Source organism: Vibrio fortis (assembly GCF_000695685.1).
GTDB lineage: Bacteria > Pseudomonadota > Gammaproteobacteria > Enterobacterales > Vibrionaceae > Vibrio > Vibrio fortis_A.
Genome location: NZ_JFFR01000033.1, coordinates 54830 through 75430 on the forward strand (window position 1 = coordinate 54830; position 20601 = coordinate 75430).

A 20601-nucleotide genomic window follows, 5' to 3' on the forward strand; every position below is an offset into this window, starting at 1 on the left:
TTTGTCGCCAGTAATTACACTTTCATGCTAAATCCGAAGTAGATCCCTTCAATTCGCGACATATCTCTGTCTTTCCAGTTATCCAACGTGTCGTGAATTCGGTAGCCGAGTTCCATTTTCATGTTCTCTACCGGTTCAAAAGTTGAGCCAAACTGACCTCCAGCCAACACGCCATCATCACTTTTGGCGAAACTATAACCCGTCGATACGCCGCCGAAAATTGCCCATTTTGAGTCGAAGTTATAGACATAATCATAAGAGCCAGTCGTAGTCGTGTAGTCTGACTTCATACTGTGCGCCACTCCTAACCCCCAACGATGCCTATCGTCGATCAAGGCATGATAGCCGACCGCAGGCGTAAACTCCGACTCATTCAACGCGGTGTAACCATCGAGTACACCTAAACTCACAAAGTGTTCAACGTCATCATTCACCGCAAACGCTGCACTCACCGCGAATCCTGACAACATCACAGCAAGGACCACAAAGTACTTCATTCTTCCTCCAAAATATAAAACATCGTTCAATTACTAATTGCAATAGCGGTTTCTGAAGGGAAATAAAATGAAAAGTAAAAAGAGACCAACAGAGCCAATAGCTTATGCAACAACTTAAAGCGCGAGAAACTCTAAAGCCTCAAGCAAGCTAATTGTCAGAGCTATGACAACTTTGGGTACACAGCATCAATAATTGGAAAGGTAGGTTGATAAACAAGCAAACACAGTGCCTATCAACCTAAATGACCATCTAGTCGAGAATGATGTGAGGAAGGTAACGAGACATATCTTGAGTCACCAGGGAGCTGTCTTCTCGGATTGAGATTCCCGCAGGCTCATCATTAATCAACCAGCTACCAACCAAGGTATAGTTATCACCAAACTTTGGTAATGGATGAAAAGCTTGAATGATATGTCCTTCTTCACCGTAAGGGCCGTCGGTATCGAGAACAAGCTCTTGATCTCTTACAACTTGAATATTTGCACCTTCCCGTGAAAATAGAGGCTTAATTACATGATCTTTGAGCTCGGAATTTTTCAGTTGTTTTAGTTTAGGATCATCTGAAAAATACGCAGCTAGTAAGTTCGGATGGTTAGGAAATTTTTCCCATAACAAAGGAAGTATTGCCTTGTTAGATAGCACTGACTTCCACATAGGCTCTAGCCAATTCACTTTGGCCGTATCCAAGTGCTTGGCGTAATCCTCTTGGAACATGAATTCCCAAGGGTAAAGCTTGAACATCCATCGAATCAGGTTATCTTGAGTGTCGGTAAACTCTCCATCTCGCGTTACGCCGATGTCTTCAATATGAACAAACTTCGTTTTCAACCCTGCTTCAATCGCACAGTCCTGCATATACTGAACCGTACCACGATCTTCTTCAGTATCTTTACAGCATGAAAAGTGCAATGTCTGACCGGGTTGTAAGCGAGCTAGCTCTTGGAATCTCGCCATCATTAACTCTTGAAGCAAATTGAATTGATCAGAATCCCGCCTTAGCTTTCCTGAGTTCACCAAATCTTCAAGCCAAAACCATTGCCAGAATCCTGTTTCAAACAGCGATGTAGGTGTATCGGCGTTGTTTTCATAAAACTTGGCCGGACCACGTCCATCATAAGCAAGATCGATACGAGAATAGAGAGAAGGCTCCCTACGCTTCCACGAATCCAAAACACCTTGCCACATGGATTGAGGGATTTGAAAGCGCTTAAGCCAGTATTCATCGCGCACGACCACATCCACGATCTCGAGACACATTTCATGAATTTCTCGAGTTGGCTCTTCAAGATCTTCTTCGATTTGCTTCAGAGTGAACTGGTAGTATGCCGTTTCATCCCAATACGGTTCATCGTACATGGTATGGAAACCAAAACCATACTCTGCCGCTAGCTGCTTCCAGTTTTTTCGAGGTTCCGAATTCAGACGAAGCATTAGCCGCCCCAACCTTTACTTGAGCTCTTAGAACTACTCCAACTTGATTTCGCTGATACCGTGGAGCCAAAACCACCACGAGAGATAGTTCGTTTCACCGTCGGCTTGGGCTTAAACTCGTCACGACTCACAGATACCGTGCCACGTTGATATGATTTCCCATAAGTTCGACCATCCGCAGTGATCCAATCATCATAGAAAATGCTACGAGAGTACGTCGATGTAAACATAGGCTGAGAATAGTAACGGCGATCATCTACCATGCGTGAGAACATAAACCCAGCCATCGCAGGCATAAACCAATTGTTTTGAGGAGCAGCAACACATCCGCTAAAGCCAAACTCATGCGCACAATCATCGATGCTCTTATACTTCGGTGCCGTGCGACTCGCTTCTTCTAGAGCATCCTGATAAGCACTTTTGCACTCTGCCGCATAAGATGGGTGATCATAAATACACTCATCGATCGTGCCATAAATATTGGTTCGAACAGAATCATCACTGCAGCCAGAAATCATTGCTGTTGTCACCGCTACAGAAATCGGGGCCAAACTGAACTGACGCCAGTTCTTACGCATTTCAGGCAAAACTACATTTTGACTACGTTTCATTCCGCCTCCTAGTAGGTCATACAAGCGGCATTAAGCAGGCCAATAGCGATAGACATAGATGCCATTACGATACCTGCAGGAATTTCGTTAGCCTTAATACGCTCGACCAATTTTGGCATAAAACCATAACGAACTATCGCAAAAGCGAGTAGTTGTGCGACCAAAGCGATCATGCCCCAGATAGCGAAATCGACCAGATTTACTGAGTTCTTTGCTGCACCAGCAATCGCCAAGCTATAACCTAGGAAAGCACCAGATAGCGTAATACCGGCTGCAATATTTTGTTCATCCTTAACCAACTTCCACTCGTCGTAAGGAGTGCAACGAATATAAACAAACTTAAAAAGCAGTAAGAAGAAAATTGACAATGCGAAGTAAAGCGCAAACGCACCAAGCCCTGCCAGAGAATTTACAAATTGAGACATAATGTTTCCTTAACGGAGATAGAGAGTTGTTAGCTAATTAACGTGAAGTCAGTTGGAGTAAGGTTAATACCAGTGCTTGTTACTACACTGCGAACGTGCTGATTATTGACGATCGACTCTTCGGCGCTCACCAATAGTGACTCGAATAAATCCGTTTCAGCCTCACGTTCATAAACCATGACAAATTGATCGGTGGTTGTAATATTTCCCGACTGATCCCAAGTGGTCTCCGTCATAGGAACCGGACGAATATTGTCCCAAACCTTGGAAAAGCGGTGCCCTTCAAGCTCCTTGTACGATTGAACCACATCGTTGTCTAACAATGATTGCCACTGAGCGTCGGTATCAATCGGCTTAGACTCATAGAAATACCAAAGCTTCACTTCTTCAATATCAGCTTCTTGATTCCCATGTTGAAGGATCTGTAAATACCCTTCGTCGTCAGTGTAATACCGCAAAAGGCGAGTCTGATTATCAAGTTTGACCTCGCCAACTGCTTTAATGATTTGAGTTCGAGCTGCACCTTCAATAACTAGACTAGGTTCAATAATCTTCAGTTTGAGATCATCAAGTTCAAATGCACCGCCTAACCTCAATCCAATCACTTCCGGCGCTTGGGGTGCCTGAGGTTTCTCGTCTTTTTGTTTTTTAAACCAGCCAAACATAAAGCACTCCTTGTTTAACAAACGAAAGAGCGTAACGGCCAAGCGCTACGCTCCATATACACGCAACTTAGAAGCTACTTCCCGAGAATTCGAGCTAGTTCGTCTTCAGCTGACGTACTTCCCCCAGACACAATGCCAGCATCCGCCAACTTCTTATCTAAACTGCTGCCAGATTGCTGTTCATGGAGTTCTTGTGCAGCTTCAAATTGTGCTTGCCTTTCATCCTGCCGGCGCTTTATACGATCTAAAGACTCAACCGCAGTATGCATTTTTGCATTAGCACCAACATTTGTTGCAGAGACAGCGGCCTGCGCTTTTTGGACGGCTTCATTGGCTTTAACAACGTCAACTTGCTGTTCTAATTGGCGTAATTTGTCTTTCGCTTGTGCGATATTCGTACGCATAGATTGTTCAGACTGAGTAAACTGCTGAAAATAAGCCTGCTCCGCTTGTTGTTCGCTACGCAGCGTCGCGACCTTTGTCGCACACTCCAACGCTAGATCCTGTTGGCCTTTTTCCATCGCTGAACGGGCATGCCCTTCGTATTCAGCTATTCCACTATCGAAGCTCGCGACTTTCTGTTCTGACAGCTTTCTTTTTGCAATGATTTTAACTAAAGCTTCATCTGAACGGCGCAACTCCTCTTTTGCTTCTCGGATTTCTTGATCAAGAATCCTTAGAGCTTGGTTGTCCGCTACCGCTTCTGCCGCTTCATTTGCGCCACCTTTGATGGCCGTTACTAGTTTTTTCCAAACACTCATCTGCTCTCTCCTTATAAGTATTCTTGGTAAAGGTCGATGAATGCCTCAACGTTTCTAAATAGAGTAGCAACCTCAATGACTACGCTCTCTTTTTTAGATTGAGACGACAATGAACCAAACGCTGTGTAATAGCTCTCACCATTCACGTCATTAATCCCGATAGTTGATAGAGGGAACATCTTGTGCGTACGCAGGATTGTTTCATTAAGCGCATGCTTATCCTTGACGTCAGATTGAGAGAACAACAAAACTTCAACCAATATCTGTTCCCCTGAAACGGCTAAAAAAGCATTAATTCCATCTTCGTTTTGTATCACGATAGACTGCTCAGTTGACTCAACACTCCAACCCTGATGCTCACTTAAGAGCACTTGTAACTCATTAGTATTCCAATTCATTATTTGTTGCCTTTTGACGTTCAAACCAAAGCATGACTCGTGTCTTATTAAACACGCACTTAAGAAAGCCGCTTTTATTACATAAAAAACAAATACATATGTTATAAAAGCAAACCAAATTGTATCTTCAATCTATTTATCAATCCCACTTTATACATTTTTTATGTGGACTTCATTGCATAATTACAATGTAAGTTCCTTTTCCGATTATCCGCACCTCCCTATCGACAAACCCGTATAGCACTCTGTTAATTTAAGTGCCGCTTACTTGCACACATAAGAGAAGTAGTCAGGCAACACCGTTTATTGTTACCGAAGCGTTGTTACAGGAGCCTCCCTGAAGGTGGGGCAAATAGCTAAGAATTACGCTTGTTCCCCTTAATGTTGCTTCCGGGTCAAACATGCTTAAAAAAGTCCGTTTAAAAACCGACAGTTAGCGAATAAATGACCACCCAGCGCGACTTAACCTAAGATCAAAGAGACCAAAGATCGTCAAGGATTGCGATAAATAGATCACAAAACAACCCACCTGGTATTGTATTGGTATTATCATTTAAAATACCATCAATGCGTACCCTACAGTACCAAAGGACAAAATAATGAAAATCACAAACATCAAACTCTCTTCAATGATGTTCATTGAATGGTTTATCTGGGGCGCATGGTTTGTTCCCCTATGGCAAATACTCAATACCAATGGATTTACCCCAACAGAGATCGCATGGTCTTATGCTTGTACTGCGATTGCCGCGATCCTGTCACCGATCCTTGTTGGATCTATCACTGACCGCTTCTTCGCTGCGCAGAAAGTACTTTCTGTTATGTTGATTGCGGGTGCAGCGCTCATGTACTTGGCCGCACAACAAACTGAGTTCGCTACCTTCTTCCCACTTCTGTTGCTGTACTCGCTGACTTACATGCCAACGATTGCGCTCACCAACAGTATCGCGTTCTCGAATGTAGAAGATGTAGAGCGTGACTTCCCGCGTATCCGTGTAATGGGCACCATTGGTTGGATTGCTTCTGGTATTGCGATCGGTTTCCTTCCTGGATGGTTGGGCTACGGCGATATCTCATCGAGCAACATCCCACTGATTCTGACGGCGCTAGCTTCTGCGGCTCTTGGTATCTTCGCACTCACGCTGCCTGATACACCACCAAAGAGCACTGGCAAGCTTAGCCTTAAAGTGATGCTTGGCCTTGATGCTATCGTGTTGTTGAAAGACAAAAACTTCTTAGCTTTCTTTGTTTGTTCTTTCATGTTCAGCATGCCATTGGCGTTCTACTACATCTTTGCAAACGGCTACCTAACTGAAGTCGGTATGAGCAACGCAACGGGTTGGATGACCCTAGGCCAGTTCTCTGAAATCTTCTTCATGCTGGCTCTACCCTTCTTTACTAAACGTTATGGTATTAAGAAGGTATTACTTCTTGGTCTCTTCACTGCAGCAGTCCGTTACGGCTTCTTCGTCTACGGTAGTGCAGAAACGTGGTACCTGTACTCACTGCTATTTGCCGGCATTTTGCTACACGGTGTGAGCTACGACTTCTACTTCGTGACTGCTTACATTTACGTAGACAAAAAAGCACCCGCTCACATGCGTACAGCGGCACAAGGTCTTATCACTTTGGGTTGCCAAGGCATCGGTAGCCTATTGGGTTATCGCTTAGGTGGTGTGTTGATGGAGAAAATGTTTGCCTACGACGAACCACAAAATGGACTCACGTTTGACTGGGCAGGTATGTGGGGCTTCGGTGCCATCATGATCGCCATCATCTTGGTCATCTTCATGTACTTCTTCCGTGAACCAAACGGCGAGATCAAAGAGATCGAGATAGACAATCAAGCGGGTAATAACCCATCTGATCAGACTCAAGCGGAAAAAGCTCAAGCATAATTTTATACCTGCTCAGCCTCTATCCTAGCCTTCATTATCGCTAGAGGCTGAGTAGCTTTTAGATAACCTATTTTTGGTAAAGTAAGATGAACATTTCAAAACAAGACAGAATTCTGGGTACTTTTTATGGTCAGGCACTGGGCGACTCGATGGGAATGCCTTCTGAGCTATGGCCACGTAGCCGAGTGAAAGCACACTTCGGTTGGATTGACCGCTTCTTACCGGGGCCAGCAGAAAACAACGCCGCTTGTTATTTTGATGCTTGCCAATTTACCGATGACACTTCAATGGCGCTTGCCCTAGCAGATGCGATCATTGAGTGTGATGGTGAGATCAACCCAGATATTATTGCCCGTAACGTTCTAAACTGGGCAGAAGGGTTTGATGCTTTCAATAAGAACATCTTTGGTCCAAGCTCAAAAGCAGCGATGCGCGCTATCAAAGAGGGCACATCCATTAACGAGCTAGAGAACAATGGCGTGACCAATGGCGCAGCCATGCGTGTATCACCAATGGGCTGTTTAGTCCCAACCACCAGCTTGGACACTTTCATTGATCAAGTAGCACTGGCCTCAAGCCCAACACACAAATCGGATGTTGCGATTGCTGGTGCGGTTGCTATCGCTTGGGCAGTATCGAAAGCAATTGAAGGCCATAGCTGGAATGCGATTAAAGACCAGTTACCTACGATTGCCAATGCTGCTCAAACTAAGAACGTCACCACATTCAGTGCTTCCATGGGTGCTCGAATTGAACTCGCACTTATGGTGGCTTCTGAGAATAGTGGTATTGAAGAGCGCATGGAGAAGATTTACAACTTAGTCGGCGCTGGCGTGAGCACGATTGAGTCCGTTCCTGCAGCTATTGCAATGGTTGAACTTGCGCAAACTGATCCTAACCGCTGTGCTATCTTGTGTGCCAACCTAGGTGGTGATACCGATACTATCGGAGCAATGGCAACAGCGATCTGTGGTGCGTTGAATGGTATTCAAGCGATTGATACCGAACTCAAGCAACAACTTGATGACGAAAACCAGCTCGATTTTGCTGGCTACGCTGCAACCTTCTTGCGACTAAGAGAAATTAAGGAGAAAGAGTATGCCTCATAACGCACTTATTTCGCTTATTCCAACACTTAAAAACAAGCGTCAACTGTGTTTGATTGGCGCGGCAGTGGTCGACATCGTAACCGAAACACCCGCCCTGCCAGAGCGTGGAACAGACATAGAACTGACCGAAAAAGGCATCCACGTTGGCGGCTGTGCATTGAATATCGCAATCGCCCTTAAACAACTCGATGTTGAATCAACCAATGCGCTACCGATCGGTCAGGGCCAATGGGCAGACATCATCACAGCATCCATGGCTGAAAAGGGCATTCACAGTAGCCTAAAAGACAGCTCTGGAGACAATGGTTGGTGTCTGGCTCTTGTCGAGCCTGATGGTGAGAGAACCTTCTTGTCGGTAAGTGGCGTAGAGAATAACTGGAGTGCTGAAACACTCAATCAACTATCCCTTGAAGATGATGCCATTATCTATCTCTCTGGGTATCAGTTATCTTCAGCATGTGGCGAACAGCTCATCTCATGGCTTGAAACGCTACCAAGCACTATCGACCTATTCATCGATTTCGGTCCGCGTCTTGGCGACGTGCCTCCAACACTGTTTAAACGACTCATCGCACTCAAACCGATTGTGTCATTAAATCGCCAAGAAGCCGAAATACTCGGTATGCAAGAGGTTAATGCCTTTGTAGAGGAGTGGTACCGCAACTACGCCTGCCCACTGATTTTACGTATCGATAGTGATGGTGCGCTGTTCGCGACAGCCGAAGGTTATGGCAACGTAGCGCCATTTAGAGCGACAGTCGTCGACACAATCGGTGCAGGTGACACTCACGCAGGTGGTGTACTTGCAGGGCTAGCCTCTGGTTGGGAACTGGCCGATGCCATTCTACTCGGCAACGCGGTCGCTTCATATGTGGTGAGCCATGTTGGTGGTGACTGTGCCCCTAACGTCAATCAAATCACCCAATACCTCGAGCAGTATTAAGCCTAAATCCAACTCACAAGGCTCAGTTTCGCTGAGCCTTTTTTATACCCTTCTGGTCATTAACATGAACAATAAAGCAAAAAAGATCTTACTCGCTAGCTGCGGGATCAATCTCTGTATTGGTGTGCTCTATACATGGAGCGTGTTCAAGAATGCGTTGGTTGAACAAGGCTGGAACAACACCCAAGCCTCAATGCCCTACACTATCACCATCATTACGTTGTCGATTGCCTTACTCATCGCCGGACGTATTCAGGACAAAATAGGCCCCAAGCGAGTGTTAATGACGGGTACCTTATTTGCTGGCCTTGGCATGGTATTGGCCAGCCTTTCGTTAACTCCCATCAATCTTAATTTGAGCTTTGGTGTGATCACAGGCGGTGGTATCGGTTTCGCATACGCCTGCCTAAACCCAACGGCAATGAAATGGTTCCACTCGTCTCAGAAAGGGATGGTCAATGGCCTGCTCGCCACCGCTTTCGGATTGGCAGCTATCTATTTGGCACCACTCACCAGTTATTTAATAGACATTTATGGCTTGGAACTCAGCCTTAGATATCTCGGTATGGGGCTGATTATAATTGCCTTCCCGTTGGCTTGCTCGATTACCAATCCACCAGCCGACTATCAAGCGCAAGGAAAAACGGTTCAAAAGAACCAAGCGGTTAGTCAAAACAATTACGCTTGGCGTGAAATGCTCGCTACCAAGCAGTTTTACTTACTGTGGCTGACCTATGCGTTTGGAGCAGCAGCGGGTTTAATGATCATCGCTCACATCACCTCTATTGCGGCGCAGCAAGCAAACATCATGCAGGGAGCGTATTTGGTGGTGACTCTTTCTATCTTCAATTCGGCGGGCAGGTTTGTCTCTGGTGTACTCAGTGACAGAATTGGTGGTCTCAAAACGCTCGCGATTGCCTTGGCTCTGCAAAGCATCAATATGCTCGCTTTCAGCCAATTCGTTTCAAGCCAGACACTGATGTTCGGCGCTGCTTTAGCAGGCATCGGTTACGGCACTTTGTTAGCGGTATTCCCATCGATCATGGCGGATCTCTATGGCTTAAAGAACTTCGGTGCAAACTATGGCGTGCTTTACACAGCATGGGGGATTGGCGGCTTTATCGGCCCAATGCTCGCGGCTATCTCTGTTGACTGGTATGGCAGCTACACTTTAGCGTTTGGCATTTGCGCGGTGCTCGTCTCTGTTGCTGTAGTTCTCACTTTTCAGGTTAAGCCGATACTCGCTAACAGCCTTACACCCAAAGCTCTGAATGCAACAGTGTAATCGGCAACGAGAACATCTCGCTCGCACTCACAATCTAGGGTGAATCCAGGTTTCACCTTAGATTGTTCATTTCTTTTTCTGCGCTTCGCAAATCAGGTATACTTCTATCAAATATAAAAGCGAAAACAGACCTTTATGAGCACCTACCAGCCTTTGCTAACTCTCATTCAAAACCGAATCGAGCAAAAAGATAAATCACCGCTTTACCTAAAGATTGCGGAATCAGTCAAACTGGCGACTGAGCAAAAACTTCTGAAAGGCGGAGACTTTATTCCAACCGAGCGTGAGTTCAGCGACAGATTGGGCGTATCTCGTATTACGGTAAGAAAAGCACTCGATGTATTGGACAAAGAGGGCGTGATAGTTCGTTCGCGCGGCTTAGGCACCATGATCAGTGAAACCGTTGAATACTCAGGTAAAGAAGCGACGGGCTTCTCGCAGCAGGCTGTTTTAAAAGGCAAAAAACCAGACACTTTGTGGATCAAGAAAGATGTCATTGAGTGTTCGTCAGAGATTGCGAGCAAGCTTTCCATTAAAGAGAATGAACAGGTCTTTTTACTTAAGCGCGTTCGTTACATTGACGAGCAAGCCGTCTCGATTGAAGAGTCTTACGTCCCTGCTCACTTGATTAAGAACCCAGATGAGATTCAGCTTTCGCTATACGACTATTTCCGTAGCCAAGACATCTCTCCAACGAAAACTCAGAGTCGCGTATCGGCGCAAATGCCAACTCAAGAGTCGCTGGAAAAGTTGGCGATCGACAATAACGTCCCAGTACTCCTCATCGAGCAGACCGCATACGACAAACAGGGCGTGCCGATCGAGTACAGCATCAACCATTGTCGTGGTGACATGTACGTATTTGTGAGCGAAGACTAACCTAATCCAAAATAAAAAAAGGCCCGTGAGACTTAACGAATCACGGGCCTTTTCTTTATCTTGATGCTCTATGTATCAAGTAATCTCTATCGCTTAAACACGTTAGACAACGTTTTCAGTGATGACGCAAGCTCAGCCTGATCACGAGCCGTAACGGCAATCTGAGTGGCACCTGTGGTTGATTCTGTCGATTTCTGTTCCACAGAGATAACATTCTTGGCGATATCTTGCGTCACAACCGCTTGCTCTTCAGTAGCCGTTGCAATCTGCTCTGCCATACTGAATATCTCGCCGACCGAATCTGAAATGCTTTGCAGGCTTTGCTCTACATCACGCGAATCTTCCACCGCTTTTTGCGACATTTTTTGGCTGTTATCAATTACATCAAATGCGCTTTGAACATCGGTTTGCAGGGCTGTTACAAAGCCTTCGATCTCAGCCGTCGACTCTTGAGTGCGCTGCGCCAATGTTCTTACTTCATCCGCAACAACCGCAAAACCGCGACCTTGCTCGCCAGCACGAGCCGCCTCAATCGCTGCATTCAATGCTAATAGGTTAGTTTGCTCGGCGACCGATTTAATCACATCAATAACACTGTTGATGTTGCTGCTACTCTCATTAAGGTGTGCGATCTTATCTGCTAAACCATTAATCTCATTAGCCAGATGCTCGATTGAGTGGTAAGAATTTTGAACCGTTTCTAATCCAACCTTAGATTGCTGATCAGCCGTTTGCGCTGAAGCCGCCGTTTGCTGAGTCTTATCTGCTACCTCGTTAACCGTCGCTGATAGCTCCTCCGTTGCAGTTGCGATTAAACCAATTTGATCTTGTTGCTCGACTAATGCATGAGAATTGTAGTCACAAGTCTGCGACGTCTCTTCTGCCGCAGAAGCCAGCGACATACTTGAGTGAGACAACTGATCCATCACGTCTTTAAACTTCTCTAAAGTCGAATTCAAAGACGCTGCAATTTGACCAAGCTCGCTGCTCCCTTCGTATTTAGCACGCACTGTTAGATCATTGCTATCGCGAACACTTGCCATCACCGACGTTAAATTACTGACTCGCGTTGTTAGGTCTCTCACTACTTTGATACCCACGAACAGAGCAACCAAGGACACAACCGCGAACAGCGCAATACTGAACAACATCTGTGTTTGCGCCTGCTGAGCTTTATGTTCGGTGAGGTTAATCAATGAATCTGCAAGATGATTTTCTGTCTGTTTCAGTTTAACGATGCGTCCTGTTGATTGAGCAAACCAGTACACTGGGTCAGTATCAAACCCACTCATGGTCGATTTAGCGACTTCTCTTAAGCGTTTTACTTCATCAACCGCTTTATCATTAAGTTGCTGCTCAAAGAACGCCACATTTTGTGGTGTGCTCAGCTCTCTAAAGTTAGAGAAATAAGTATCTTGCTGCGTCACCAGTGAGATGAATTTCACCAACATGCCATCACCAAACTCATCTTTAGAGAAGGTATTGCTCAAAACGGCACGCTCGATACCCGCTCTCTCTTTACCTTGTAGGAAGTTGTAGTAAGCGATGGTCTCACGTGTGATCACCGAATCACTGCTTAAATCAGCAATCAAAGACGAAACACTCAATAGCTTAGCGTTAAGCTGGGTGTAATAAGCAAGCGCCTGCCCCAACGGGATAGTTTGTGCATCAACCTGACGACGAATGTCTGTTATTTGGTTGAGGCCTTGAGAAATTGTTTGATTAAGTTGTGTGATCTCTGGCAATTCCACATTTTGTGATTGCCAAAAGTCATTACGAGCAGAACGCTTTTGGTTGGTTAGATTGCGTTGATCGCTAAGCTCTTTGCCAAACTTGGTGCCTTTAGCCCCCAAGAAACCAGCCGTCATACCGCGCTCTTTCTGAAGCTCGTGTACCAGTTCACTGTACACCACAGAAAGGCGAGTTAGTTGATTAAGGGTCTGCATCTCTTGCGATGTGTTGACGCTTTGCGATATAGCTGAAGCACTGAGCCACAGAAACCCAAGTATGGGTAGAATAAGTAGGGCAAATATTTTTTGCTTGAACGACATGTCCGTTAGTTTCATAAACCTTTCCTAGCAGCTGACGAATCTTTATATCCCGACTGTGGCACACTTCTTACTTGGTACACCTTTACCGAGATCATTTAATTATCAAATTAATCAATAAATGTGCCATCCTGAGATATCACCCGGTCAAAATAACAGCTAAGCTCATAAAACATAGGGCTTTATCTGGTTTCTAGAGGCTCGGCACTACCTAATAAGTCTATAAGTGACATACAACACAATAAGTATATGCCCAAATAAACAACAAGTTGCATTATATTGGTGCGTGTTGCGGTGGAGATCCGAATGGGTATAATGCGCCGCTGACAAAATTGATGAACTATAAACGAGGCAAACGTATGAAGTGTCCTTCTTGTGAAGAGCATGTTGGTTGGGACTGGGTTGAAGATGAAGCTATTGAGCCCAACGAAGAGTTCGAATGCCCAGAGTGCAGCGAAACCTTGATGTACACCATCGATGAAGGCACCTACTACGGTGCAGAACACAAAACCGTCGAAGTAGTGGATAGCTAATAGCTAATACCACTGCTCTAAATCGTGAGATCCTTTACTCTCACGCCGACCATGCTTAAAATGTTGAACACGTGTTCAAAGTCTTTAAGGTTACCCAATGGCAAATACAGCGAAATTCGATAGACAAGAAGTGATCGACAAAGCCACCAATCTCTATTGGGAAAAAGGCTTTCACGCCACGTCAATGCGTAACCTGCAAGACGTGATCGACATGCGACCAGGTAGCATCTACGCCACCTTCGGTAGTAAAGAGGGTCTGTTTAAAGAGACATTGGCTCGCTATACCGAATTGGGTAAAACAAACCTAAAGCGTGCTCGTGAAGAAAACAGCTCTCCACTTAAGGCACTAGAGAGTTTTGTTCGACGCGCAGTCGTTGAGTCAAAACAGAGCGCGCCCAATGGGATGTGTATGCTTTCCAAAACGGTTGCTGAGCTGACCAACGAGCACCAAGAGCTACTGGATGAAGCGAAGAAGTGCCTAGTGGTTATGGAAGGTGAGTTTGCCAAACTGGTTGTTGAAGCACAGCAACTTGGTGAAGTAGAGCAGAGCCGTGATGCCAAGCAGCTTGCTCGCCATGTACAGGTACAAATCGCAGGCTTGCGTACTTACGCAAAAACTTGTGATGACTTAGATCTGCTCAATACCATGGTTGAAGATATCTTTAAGTACCACCCTTTCAAATAGAGTGATTTGATAACGTCGTGGGATTGGCTCTAATACCAAAGAGCCAATCTGCCAGTCAATCACACCTTACGAAGAATTAGCCCTTGTCCGTTGAGCATCGCATCCTTGGTGCCAACATCGACAATCTTCTTACCTCGGAATCGTTCCACCTCTTTAATCGCCACATCATGAGCGAAAATCACTAATCGCGCGCGGTCGATGTCCTTTTGCGTAATTCGGTTGCCAATCCCATTTGCACCTTGTGTCTCCACTTTAATTCGAACGCCTAGTTGTTGAGCGGCTTTCTCTAAAGACTTAGCAGCAAGGAAAGTATGAGCAACACCAGATGGGCAAGACGTGACAGCCAACACATCGGCTACGCCCTCTTCCGTAACAGAACCACCAAGCTCCTGATGAGTATAACCTTGCTCGTCTTCATCGACAGTTTTCTTCAATAAGATCACCACCAGAGCCGTTGTAAGAGAACCGGCTAGTGTGCCAACAATATACGCAATTTTTCCATCCACAACAGGCAGAACAATCCAGCCGCCCCAAGGCGCATGGTTGACTACATGGAACATAAAGCCAATCACATTCCCCACAATGCCCCCCGCAATAACTGCTGGAAGCACACGCGCTGGATCGGCGGCAGCGAATGGTATCGCCCCTTCACTAATACCAATCATACCCATGATGCCCGCCGCTTTTCCTGCTTCACGCTCATCACGTTTGAATTTTTTCGGCGAAAGGAAGGTTGCCAATGCCATGCCAAGCGGAGGCGTACAAATTGCGATACCAACACCGCCCATTAGCCAAGGCTGAGTATTGACTTGTGTTTGGGCAAACAGAGTGGCGACCTTATTGATCGGCCCTCCCATATCGAAGGCTGTCATTCCGCCGAGTACTGCGCCTAATACAACTTTGCCTGACCCTGCCATTTCGGTCAGCATCAGGTTCATCTCCGTCATAAACGAGGCGATATGCGAACCGATGCCCCACATCACCACACCGCAGGTCACAAAGGTTCCGACGAGCGGATAGATAAAGATTGCACTCAATGCAGTCATACTTTCAGGCAACTTTATCCGTTTTAGCAATTGAACGGTATACCCCGCGACAAAGCCCACGATAATCGCGCCTAGAAAGCCGGTTTGATATTGCTCTACCGCCACCCAGGATCCGATCATGCCTGGAGCCAAGCCCGGTTTATCAGCCATCGAATAGGCGATGTATCCGCCGAGCACCACGGTAAACAGAGTCAAACCTGCAACACCCATTTGCGCGACATCGGCCAGGAAGCCAGACTGAGGTAACGCAGCTTGTCCAGTCATCATGACTGACAGCGACAGCAACACCCCACCAGCAACCACAAACGGAATCATATGCGAAGTGCCATAGAGCAGGTGCTCTTTAACGCGATTGAGAGCTTGAGTATAAGGACTGCTGACGAGTAGCTGATCGTCGATAGATTGATACGCAGTATTTGAACAAGATGAGTTCGTCTCGATATCTGAAAACAGCATGATGACATCATCAGCTGACTCTGCCGCCTTCAATTTTGTAACAAAGCCATCTTCGATAAACTTGGTTGAGACTTGCGCCAGAACCTCGATGTGATGTTCATCGTTATTGTCTGGTGAAGCGAGCATGAAGAAGACATCTGAACACTCCCCTGTTTCAGCCCCGTAGTCGATACCTTGGCGGCTGATACCAATCGCTATCGCAGGCTTAGATACGGAGCTGCTCTTGGCATGAGGAATCGCGATACCATCATCAAACCCTGTATTGCCTATTGATTCTCGCGCCCACAGTTCTTCAAGGAAGAGTTGTTTATTCGAAAGCTTACCGGCGCTATCGAGCATCTCCACTAGCTCTTCAAACACTTGCTGTTTGGTCGTTGCTTTGAGATCCAAGCAGATCGTATCAGATTCAATGAAATGTGTGATGTCCATAGCGGCTCGATATTACTGAATATATAAGGTTAGGTTAGCGGTCAAAACCACCCAATCATATAGCACTAAACATGCATTAACTGGATTTTTGTAACTAAGAAATCAGAGTGTGAAGTGAGACTTTTGAATTCCAAACAACTCCCTCTAATATTTAAGGGCTTTCTTCATCTACACAGAGAACCATCATGAGAATTGTAGCGGTAACTGCGTGCCCTACAGGCATTGCCCATACTTACATGGCTGCAGATGCACTAACTAAAACAGCGCCTAAATTTAATGTTTCGATCAAGGTCGAGACACAAGGAGCAATGGGCGTTGAAAACCAACTCAGCGCGCATGATATTGCCCAAGCAGACCGTGTGCTGATCGTCTCTGATATCGAAATAGAACAACCGAATCGCTTCGATGCCAATAAAACCGTGCGCATTGCGATGGAAGACGTGTTGCTCAGCGTAGAGAAGGTCTTCATCAAACACTGTCGCAGCTGTTCATGATCCCAGAATATCAACTGACGTTTTTTGTCGACAACGCCTCTGCCAGTGCGCACGCGGCCCAACCGCTTTGCCGTCTTGCTCGCAAGTTCAAAAGCTCTATTCGTATCATTAACATCACTCAGGGTCGTGCTGCGGACCTGTCTAAATCCGTGGCTTTGCTGCAAGTTGGGCTGCTTAAAGGCGATCTGGTTCAGATTACTGCAGTCGGACTTGATGCGGAGTTAGCGTGCTTTGTTCTCAAAGATGTGATTGCCGAGCACTATGTCTTGGTTGGATCTCAGGTTAATCATGAGTTCTCTACGGATTTGATGCAGCGCTTCCCTCAGATAAGCCCACCGTGTGAGGTTGATTGGCATCACGCCAAAGCGCAAACTCAGCTCACCAAGTTCGAGTGTTTGAAAGGCCTAGCGCATCTTATCTACCCGGAGAATCCGGATGAACTGATTCTGTCATTCATTCGACGAGAAGAACGTTCTTCGACCTGTGTAGCACCGGGAATTGCACTGCCTCATGTCATGTTTGAGCACTGCCAGAGAATGTCGATAGCTGTGATTGTTAGCGAAGATCAGATTGATTGGGCGTCCAAGATTGGACAAGTGTATGTCGCGATAGCACTGGTAATGCCGACCAAACCACAGAGAGAGCAAATCATTGCAGCGACCAATCTGACACGCAACCTACTCAATGATCAGATCACCGAACGTTTGCAAAAAACCAAAAGCAGCATAGACCTGCAAGCTTTGCTGATGTACCTCACTTCTCGTTTACTGTAAGTACTCAATCCCCAGATTAGATAGAGCTACGATATTCGCTCGGCGTTCTTCCAGTACGATTTTTAAATACTCGGCAGAAATAGTTCACATCTTTAAAACCGCAACGAACCGACACTTCATTGAGCTTGAAGTTGTACTTTTTAAGCATGAACTTGGCTCGGTCGACTCGCACGCGCGTGATGTACTCGGCCAGCGTCATATGGCCTTGTTGGCGGAACATTCGCGACAAATGGTTGGATGAAATACTAAAGCGTGAGGCGATGCTATCTCGGGTGATCTGACGATGGAAGTTCTCTTGAATGTAGATACAAATACCCTGATACACATCCTGCACTCGGCTGTGAGATTTCTCGACAGGCGCATCTAACATCGTCTTGCTGTATTGCAGCAGCGCTTGCAGCAATAACTCATCCATCGGTTGCTTATTACTTTCGCGTGCTAATGAACTGAGCGCCTCAAGAATATTGTCAATGGCAAAGCCAGAGCGAGTCTGAATACTATGCTTTTGAATATCATAAAAGCTCTCTTCGCCTTTGCGCTTACTCACCAAGCTTAAACCAAGTTGGCGACGACCAAACAACATACTCAGCACCGAACAGTCAGTATCCCAGTTAGGTTTATTCCAGCAGTTAGGTGGGATGAAAATCGCATCTCCTGCTTTCGCAACAACGTTAGTGATCTTACGGTCATGACTCTCCATTTCATTAATATACTCACCGTCGAGCACCAGCTCTAAACGCGGAAAGTTCACCTGATAACTGAATGCTGAAGGCGTGTGAAAATCCCCCGCAAACCAGATGTTATGAAATGGTTCTCGCTCATTTAATACCGACGAGATTAGGTCATGAAATATCATTTATTCGAACTCTTAAAAGCAGCAATAACGCTACGGGAATAGATATACTCCTTACTGAAACATAGCGCTATTGAGCAAAATCACAATCTGAGATCTATGTTACAAAAATCCAGTAGTGGAAATAAATATCCAGTCTGCATCCAGATTTTGAACACCGTTATCACAATAAGAAAATCACCCTAACCCCATATCAATAAAAGCCTTAACGACTCATAAAGGCTGTCAATACGCACCCAAAACGGTGCTCCTAAACGATCAAAATCACACTCCATTTAGAAGGCAACAATCATCCAGTAAATGCGTTTTTTCTTCACTACAGAAGGCAAGTAATCAATTTCAGAATATCCCTAACAAAATAAAAACAGAGTAGGGGTTCATTATGATCACAACATTGATCAATCAAGATTTGATTAAGCTTTCACTTAGCGCTAATTCCAAAGAAGACGTATTTAAAGAGCTGATAGACGTGCTGTACGCACAAGGCCGAATTTCAGACAAAGCTCAGTTTCTTGCCGACATTAAAGCGCGAGAAGAACAAGGTAATACCGGCTTTGAAGAAGGCATCGCCCTACCACACGCGAAAAGTAGCGCGGTAATCAAACCTGCGGTTGTTATCGGCGTGCACAAACAAGGCATCGACTACGGCGCCGATGACGGTCAACCTTCAAAACTGTTCTTTATGATTGCCTCTCCCGATGGAGGCGACAATCACCACATCGAAGTATTGGCAGAGCTCTCTTCAAAACTGATTGAAAAAGGTTTCATCGAAAACTTCATGAATGCCGATTCCGAGCAAACCGCGTTGGAACTACTTCTGACGAAACCAGAACCAGTTCAAACCGAAGAAACGACAGAAAAAAAAGGCTTCATCATTGGTGTGACAGGTTGCCCAGCAGGCGTGGCGCACACTTACTTGGCAGCGGAAGCACTAGAGAAAGGCGCCGCGGCGCTTGGCTACGATGTTAAGGTTGAAACTAACGGCTCTATCGGCGTTAAAAACAGCCCTACTCAAGAGGAGATTGAACGCGCCGACGCGATTGTCGTGGCTTGTGATAAACAGGTCGACATGGCTCGTTTTGCTGGCAAACGTGTTATCTGCACCAACGTAAAAGCACCAATCAAAGACGCGCAAGGCTTGATCAAACAAGCACTCAATGCGCCAAGCTACCAAGCAGAACAAGCGCCAACCAACCAATCCGTTGCCGAAAAAGCATCACAAGCGCGTTCAGACCTTTATCGTTACTTGATGAATGGCGTATCACACATGATCCCATTCGTAGTGACAGGTGGCCTTTTGATTGCCCTAGCCTTAGCGATTGGTGGCGAGCCAAGTGAATCTGGAATGGCGATTCCTGCTGGCAGCATGTGGAACCAAATCTTAGAAGTCGGTGTGGTTGCCTTCACATTGATGATCCCAATCTTGGCCGGCTACATTGCTTACGCGATTGCAGACCGCCCTGCTCTAACCCCTGGCTTGATTGGTGGCTGGATTGCCAACAACGGCTCTTTCTATGGCGCTGAAGCAGGTACAGGCTTCATTGGTGCAATCATCGCAGGTCTATTAGTCGGTTACTTCGTTAAATGGATTACCTCGTTTAACTACCACAAATTCGTTCAGCCGCTTGTGCCTATCATGATCGCTCCGATCACTGGCTCTCTATTCATCGCAGGTCTGTTCATCTTCGTAATCGGTGCTCCAATTGCTGGATTGATGGATGCGCTTACTGCACTGCTAACCAGCATGAGCACAGGCAACGTGGTTCTGCTTGGCATCGTACTGGGTGGTATGGCTGGCTTCGATATGGGTGGCCCGTTCAACAAAGTCGCGTTCCTATTCTCGGTTGGCATGATTGCCAGCGGTCAAACTCAATTCATGGGTGCAATGGCGTGTGCAATTCCTGTCGCTCCCCTTGGTATGGCTATCGCAACCAGAATCGGCCGTAAGTTCGACCTGTTCGAATCTTCTGAAATTGAAGCAGGCAAAGCTGCAGGCGCGATGGGCTTAGTGGGTATCTCTGAAGGGGCGATTCCTTTCGCCGCTCAAGACCCAATGTCAGTTATCCCTGCCAACGTGCTTGGCTCAATGACAGCTGCGGTTATGGCGTTCTCATTTGGCATCACCAACAGCGTTGCTCACGGTGGTCCAGTCGTAGCTCTACTTGGCGCAATGAACTACCCACTGCTAGCACTCGTGTGCATGGCGTCTGGTGCGGGCGTAACTGCGGTTACTTGTATCGCGCTTAAAAATCTACGCAAAGCCAAGCTAACAGCAGCAGCGGCTTAAGCCATTTCAACTCCAATGGCTTGAGCCCACTCTACTCTCACATTTCATTAGGCCGAGTAGAGCTCAAGCCATGTTTCCTTTCATGGTGATTTCG

Annotated in this window: 20 protein-coding genes; 10 read left to right on the plus strand and 10 right to left on the minus strand. The window is 46.1% G+C overall.

Going from position 1 to position 20601, the window contains the following annotated elements; genetic code table 11:
- Positions 1 to 14: 14 nt before the first annotated feature.
- From VFDL14_RS01575 to VFDL14_RS01545, 7 genes are all read right to left on the minus strand, one after another.
- On the minus strand, positions 15 to 497 hold the full coding sequence (locus tag VFDL14_RS01575; protein WP_032553451.1) for a hypothetical protein: 483 nt from the start codon (positions 495 to 497) through the stop codon (positions 15 to 17).
- A gap of 250 nt (positions 498 to 747) precedes the next feature.
- On the minus strand, positions 748 to 1929 hold the full coding sequence (locus VFDL14_RS01570; protein WP_032553452.1) for a glutathionylspermidine synthase family protein: 1182 nt from the start codon (positions 1927 to 1929) through the stop codon (positions 748 to 750).
- Positions 1929 to 2540 carry a DUF1190 domain-containing protein gene (locus tag VFDL14_RS01565; RefSeq protein WP_032553453.1) on the minus strand — a complete coding sequence of 204 codons (612 nt, stop codon included), beginning with the start codon at positions 2538 to 2540 and terminating at the stop codon, positions 1929 to 1931. Before VFDL14_RS01565 ends, VFDL14_RS01570 begins: the two co-directional genes overlap by 1 nt.
- Positions 2541 to 2548: 8 nt before the next feature.
- Positions 2549 to 2965, minus strand: coding sequence for a DUF350 domain-containing protein (locus VFDL14_RS01560; RefSeq protein WP_032553454.1), 417 nt, complete (start codon positions 2963 to 2965; stop codon positions 2549 to 2551).
- A gap of 29 nt (positions 2966 to 2994) precedes the next feature.
- Positions 2995 to 3630 carry a YjfK family protein gene (locus VFDL14_RS01555; protein WP_004741678.1) on the minus strand — a complete coding sequence of 212 codons (636 nt, stop codon included), beginning with the start codon at positions 3628 to 3630 and terminating at the stop codon, positions 2995 to 2997.
- A gap of 74 nt (positions 3631 to 3704) precedes the next feature.
- Positions 3705 to 4391 (minus strand): PspA/IM30 family protein, encoded by a 687-nt coding sequence (locus VFDL14_RS01550; RefSeq protein WP_032553455.1) that lies wholly within the window; start codon positions 4389 to 4391, stop codon positions 3705 to 3707.
- Between the two features lie 11 nt (positions 4392 to 4402).
- Positions 4403 to 4789: a DUF2170 family protein gene (locus tag VFDL14_RS01545; RefSeq protein ID WP_004741680.1), complete on the minus strand. Its 387-nt coding sequence runs from the start codon at positions 4787 to 4789 to the stop codon at positions 4403 to 4405.
- A gap of 599 nt (positions 4790 to 5388) precedes the next feature.
- On the opposite strand from VFDL14_RS01545, the gene VFDL14_RS01540 reads away from it, so the two are divergent.
- The 5 genes from VFDL14_RS01540 (at position 5389) to VFDL14_RS01520 (ending at position 10903) form a co-directional block, all read left to right on the plus strand.
- On the plus strand, positions 5389 to 6687 hold the full coding sequence (locus VFDL14_RS01540) for a nucleoside permease (protein WP_032553456.1): 1299 nt from the start codon (positions 5389 to 5391) through the stop codon (positions 6685 to 6687).
- A gap of 86 nt (positions 6688 to 6773) precedes the next feature.
- Positions 6774 to 7796: an ADP-ribosylglycohydrolase family protein gene (locus tag VFDL14_RS01535; protein WP_032553457.1), complete on the plus strand. Its 1023-nt coding sequence runs from the start codon at positions 6774 to 6776 to the stop codon at positions 7794 to 7796.
- The gene (locus VFDL14_RS01530) at positions 7786 to 8739 is read left to right on the plus strand and encodes a PfkB family carbohydrate kinase (protein WP_032553458.1); all 954 of its coding nucleotides are present in this window, start codon (positions 7786 to 7788) and stop codon (positions 8737 to 8739) included. The genes VFDL14_RS01535 and VFDL14_RS01530 overlap by 11 nt, the downstream gene beginning before the upstream one ends.
- Positions 8740 to 8803: 64 nt before the next feature.
- Positions 8804 to 10024, plus strand: coding sequence for an OFA family MFS transporter (locus tag VFDL14_RS01525; protein WP_084181931.1), 1221 nt, complete (start codon positions 8804 to 8806; stop codon positions 10022 to 10024).
- A gap of 135 nt (positions 10025 to 10159) precedes the next feature.
- A complete protein-coding gene (locus VFDL14_RS01520; protein WP_032553459.1) occupies positions 10160 to 10903 on the plus strand; it encodes a GntR family transcriptional regulator in 744 nt (247 codons plus the stop codon).
- 86 nt (positions 10904 to 10989) lie between these two features.
- Here the strand turns inward: VFDL14_RS01520 and VFDL14_RS01515 are convergent, their stop codons facing one another.
- Positions 10990 to 12969, minus strand: a complete 1980-nt coding sequence (locus VFDL14_RS01515) for a methyl-accepting chemotaxis protein (RefSeq protein WP_032553460.1) — start codon at positions 12967 to 12969, stop codon at positions 10990 to 10992.
- A 341-nt stretch (positions 12970 to 13310) separates the two neighbouring features.
- Between VFDL14_RS01515 and VFDL14_RS24790 the strand changes: the two genes are divergently transcribed.
- Positions 13311 to 13484 carry a hypothetical protein gene (locus VFDL14_RS24790; protein ID WP_167332361.1) on the plus strand — a complete coding sequence of 58 codons (174 nt, stop codon included), beginning with the start codon at positions 13311 to 13313 and terminating at the stop codon, positions 13482 to 13484.
- Between the two features lie 97 nt (positions 13485 to 13581).
- Positions 13582 to 14169 carry a TetR/AcrR family transcriptional regulator gene (locus VFDL14_RS01510; RefSeq protein ID WP_032553461.1) on the plus strand — a complete coding sequence of 196 codons (588 nt, stop codon included), beginning with the start codon at positions 13582 to 13584 and terminating at the stop codon, positions 14167 to 14169.
- 59 nt (positions 14170 to 14228) lie between these two features.
- Here the strand turns inward: VFDL14_RS01510 and VFDL14_RS01505 are convergent, their stop codons facing one another.
- The gene (locus VFDL14_RS01505) at positions 14229 to 16100 is read right to left on the minus strand and encodes a fructose-specific PTS transporter subunit EIIC (RefSeq protein ID WP_032553462.1); all 1872 of its coding nucleotides are present in this window, start codon (positions 16098 to 16100) and stop codon (positions 14229 to 14231) included.
- 185 nt (positions 16101 to 16285) lie between these two features.
- Here VFDL14_RS01505 and VFDL14_RS01500 point away from each other — a divergent pair, with 185 nt between their 5' ends.
- Positions 16286 to 16594, plus strand: coding sequence for a PTS fructose transporter subunit IIB (locus VFDL14_RS01500; RefSeq protein ID WP_032553463.1), 309 nt, complete (start codon positions 16286 to 16288; stop codon positions 16592 to 16594).
- The gene (locus VFDL14_RS01495) at positions 16594 to 17367 is read left to right on the plus strand and encodes a PTS sugar transporter subunit IIA (protein WP_032553861.1); all 774 of its coding nucleotides are present in this window, start codon (positions 16594 to 16596) and stop codon (positions 17365 to 17367) included. Before VFDL14_RS01500 ends, VFDL14_RS01495 begins: the two co-directional genes overlap by 1 nt.
- A gap of 16 nt (positions 17368 to 17383) precedes the next feature.
- Here VFDL14_RS01495 and VFDL14_RS01490 read toward each other — a convergent pair whose 3' ends face one another.
- Positions 17384 to 18223: a helix-turn-helix transcriptional regulator gene (locus tag VFDL14_RS01490; protein ID WP_032553464.1), complete on the minus strand. Its 840-nt coding sequence runs from the start codon at positions 18221 to 18223 to the stop codon at positions 17384 to 17386.
- A gap of 379 nt (positions 18224 to 18602) precedes the next feature.
- Between VFDL14_RS01490 and VFDL14_RS01485 the strand changes: the two genes are divergently transcribed.
- Positions 18603 to 20507, plus strand: coding sequence for a PTS fructose transporter subunit IIABC (locus tag VFDL14_RS01485; protein ID WP_032553465.1), 1905 nt, complete (start codon positions 18603 to 18605; stop codon positions 20505 to 20507).
- The last annotated feature ends 94 nt before the right edge of the window (positions 20508 to 20601 follow it).

Excerpts from the sequence above, each read along its gene's own strand:
- VFDL14_RS01500 (WP_032553463.1), top strand. The coding sequence starts at position 16,286 with ATGAGAATTGTAGCGGTAACTGCGTGCCCTACAGGCATTGCCCATACT.
- VFDL14_RS01545 (WP_004741680.1), bottom strand. The coding sequence starts at position 4,789 with ATGAATTGGAATACTAATGAGTTACAAGTGCTCTTAAGTGAGCATCAG.
- VFDL14_RS01560 (WP_032553454.1), bottom strand. The coding sequence starts at position 2,965 with ATGTCTCAATTTGTAAATTCTCTGGCAGGGCTTGGTGCGTTTGCGCTT.
- VFDL14_RS01570 (WP_032553452.1), bottom strand. The coding sequence starts at position 1,929 with ATGCTTCGTCTGAATTCGGAACCTCGAAAAAACTGGAAGCAGCTAGCG.
- VFDL14_RS01535 (WP_032553457.1), top strand. The coding sequence starts at position 6,774 with ATGAACATTTCAAAACAAGACAGAATTCTGGGTACTTTTTATGGTCAG.
- VFDL14_RS01505 (WP_032553462.1), bottom strand. The coding sequence starts at position 16,100 with ATGGACATCACACATTTCATTGAATCTGATACGATCTGCTTGGATCTC.
- VFDL14_RS01485 (WP_032553465.1), top strand. The coding sequence starts at position 18,603 with ATGATCACAACATTGATCAATCAAGATTTGATTAAGCTTTCACTTAGC.
- VFDL14_RS01510 (WP_032553461.1), top strand. The coding sequence starts at position 13,582 with ATGGCAAATACAGCGAAATTCGATAGACAAGAAGTGATCGACAAAGCC.
- VFDL14_RS01555 (WP_004741678.1), bottom strand. The coding sequence starts at position 3,630 with ATGTTTGGCTGGTTTAAAAAACAAAAAGACGAGAAACCTCAGGCACCC.
- VFDL14_RS01540 (WP_032553456.1), top strand. The coding sequence starts at position 5,389 with ATGAAAATCACAAACATCAAACTCTCTTCAATGATGTTCATTGAATGG.
- VFDL14_RS01515 (WP_032553460.1), bottom strand. The coding sequence starts at position 12,969 with ATGAAACTAACGGACATGTCGTTCAAGCAAAAAATATTTGCCCTACTT.
- VFDL14_RS01550 (WP_032553455.1), bottom strand. The coding sequence starts at position 4,391 with ATGAGTGTTTGGAAAAAACTAGTAACGGCCATCAAAGGTGGCGCAAAT.
- VFDL14_RS01520 (WP_032553459.1), top strand. The coding sequence starts at position 10,160 with ATGAGCACCTACCAGCCTTTGCTAACTCTCATTCAAAACCGAATCGAG.
- VFDL14_RS01530 (WP_032553458.1), top strand. The coding sequence starts at position 7,786 with ATGCCTCATAACGCACTTATTTCGCTTATTCCAACACTTAAAAACAAG.
- VFDL14_RS01565 (WP_032553453.1), bottom strand. The coding sequence starts at position 2,540 with ATGAAACGTAGTCAAAATGTAGTTTTGCCTGAAATGCGTAAGAACTGG.
- VFDL14_RS01575 (WP_032553451.1), bottom strand. The coding sequence starts at position 497 with ATGAAGTACTTTGTGGTCCTTGCTGTGATGTTGTCAGGATTCGCGGTG.
- VFDL14_RS01525 (WP_084181931.1), top strand. The coding sequence starts at position 8,804 with ATGAACAATAAAGCAAAAAAGATCTTACTCGCTAGCTGCGGGATCAAT.
- VFDL14_RS01490 (WP_032553464.1), bottom strand. The coding sequence starts at position 18,223 with ATGATATTTCATGACCTAATCTCGTCGGTATTAAATGAGCGAGAACCA.
- VFDL14_RS24790 (WP_167332361.1), top strand. The coding sequence starts at position 13,311 with ATGAAGTGTCCTTCTTGTGAAGAGCATGTTGGTTGGGACTGGGTTGAA.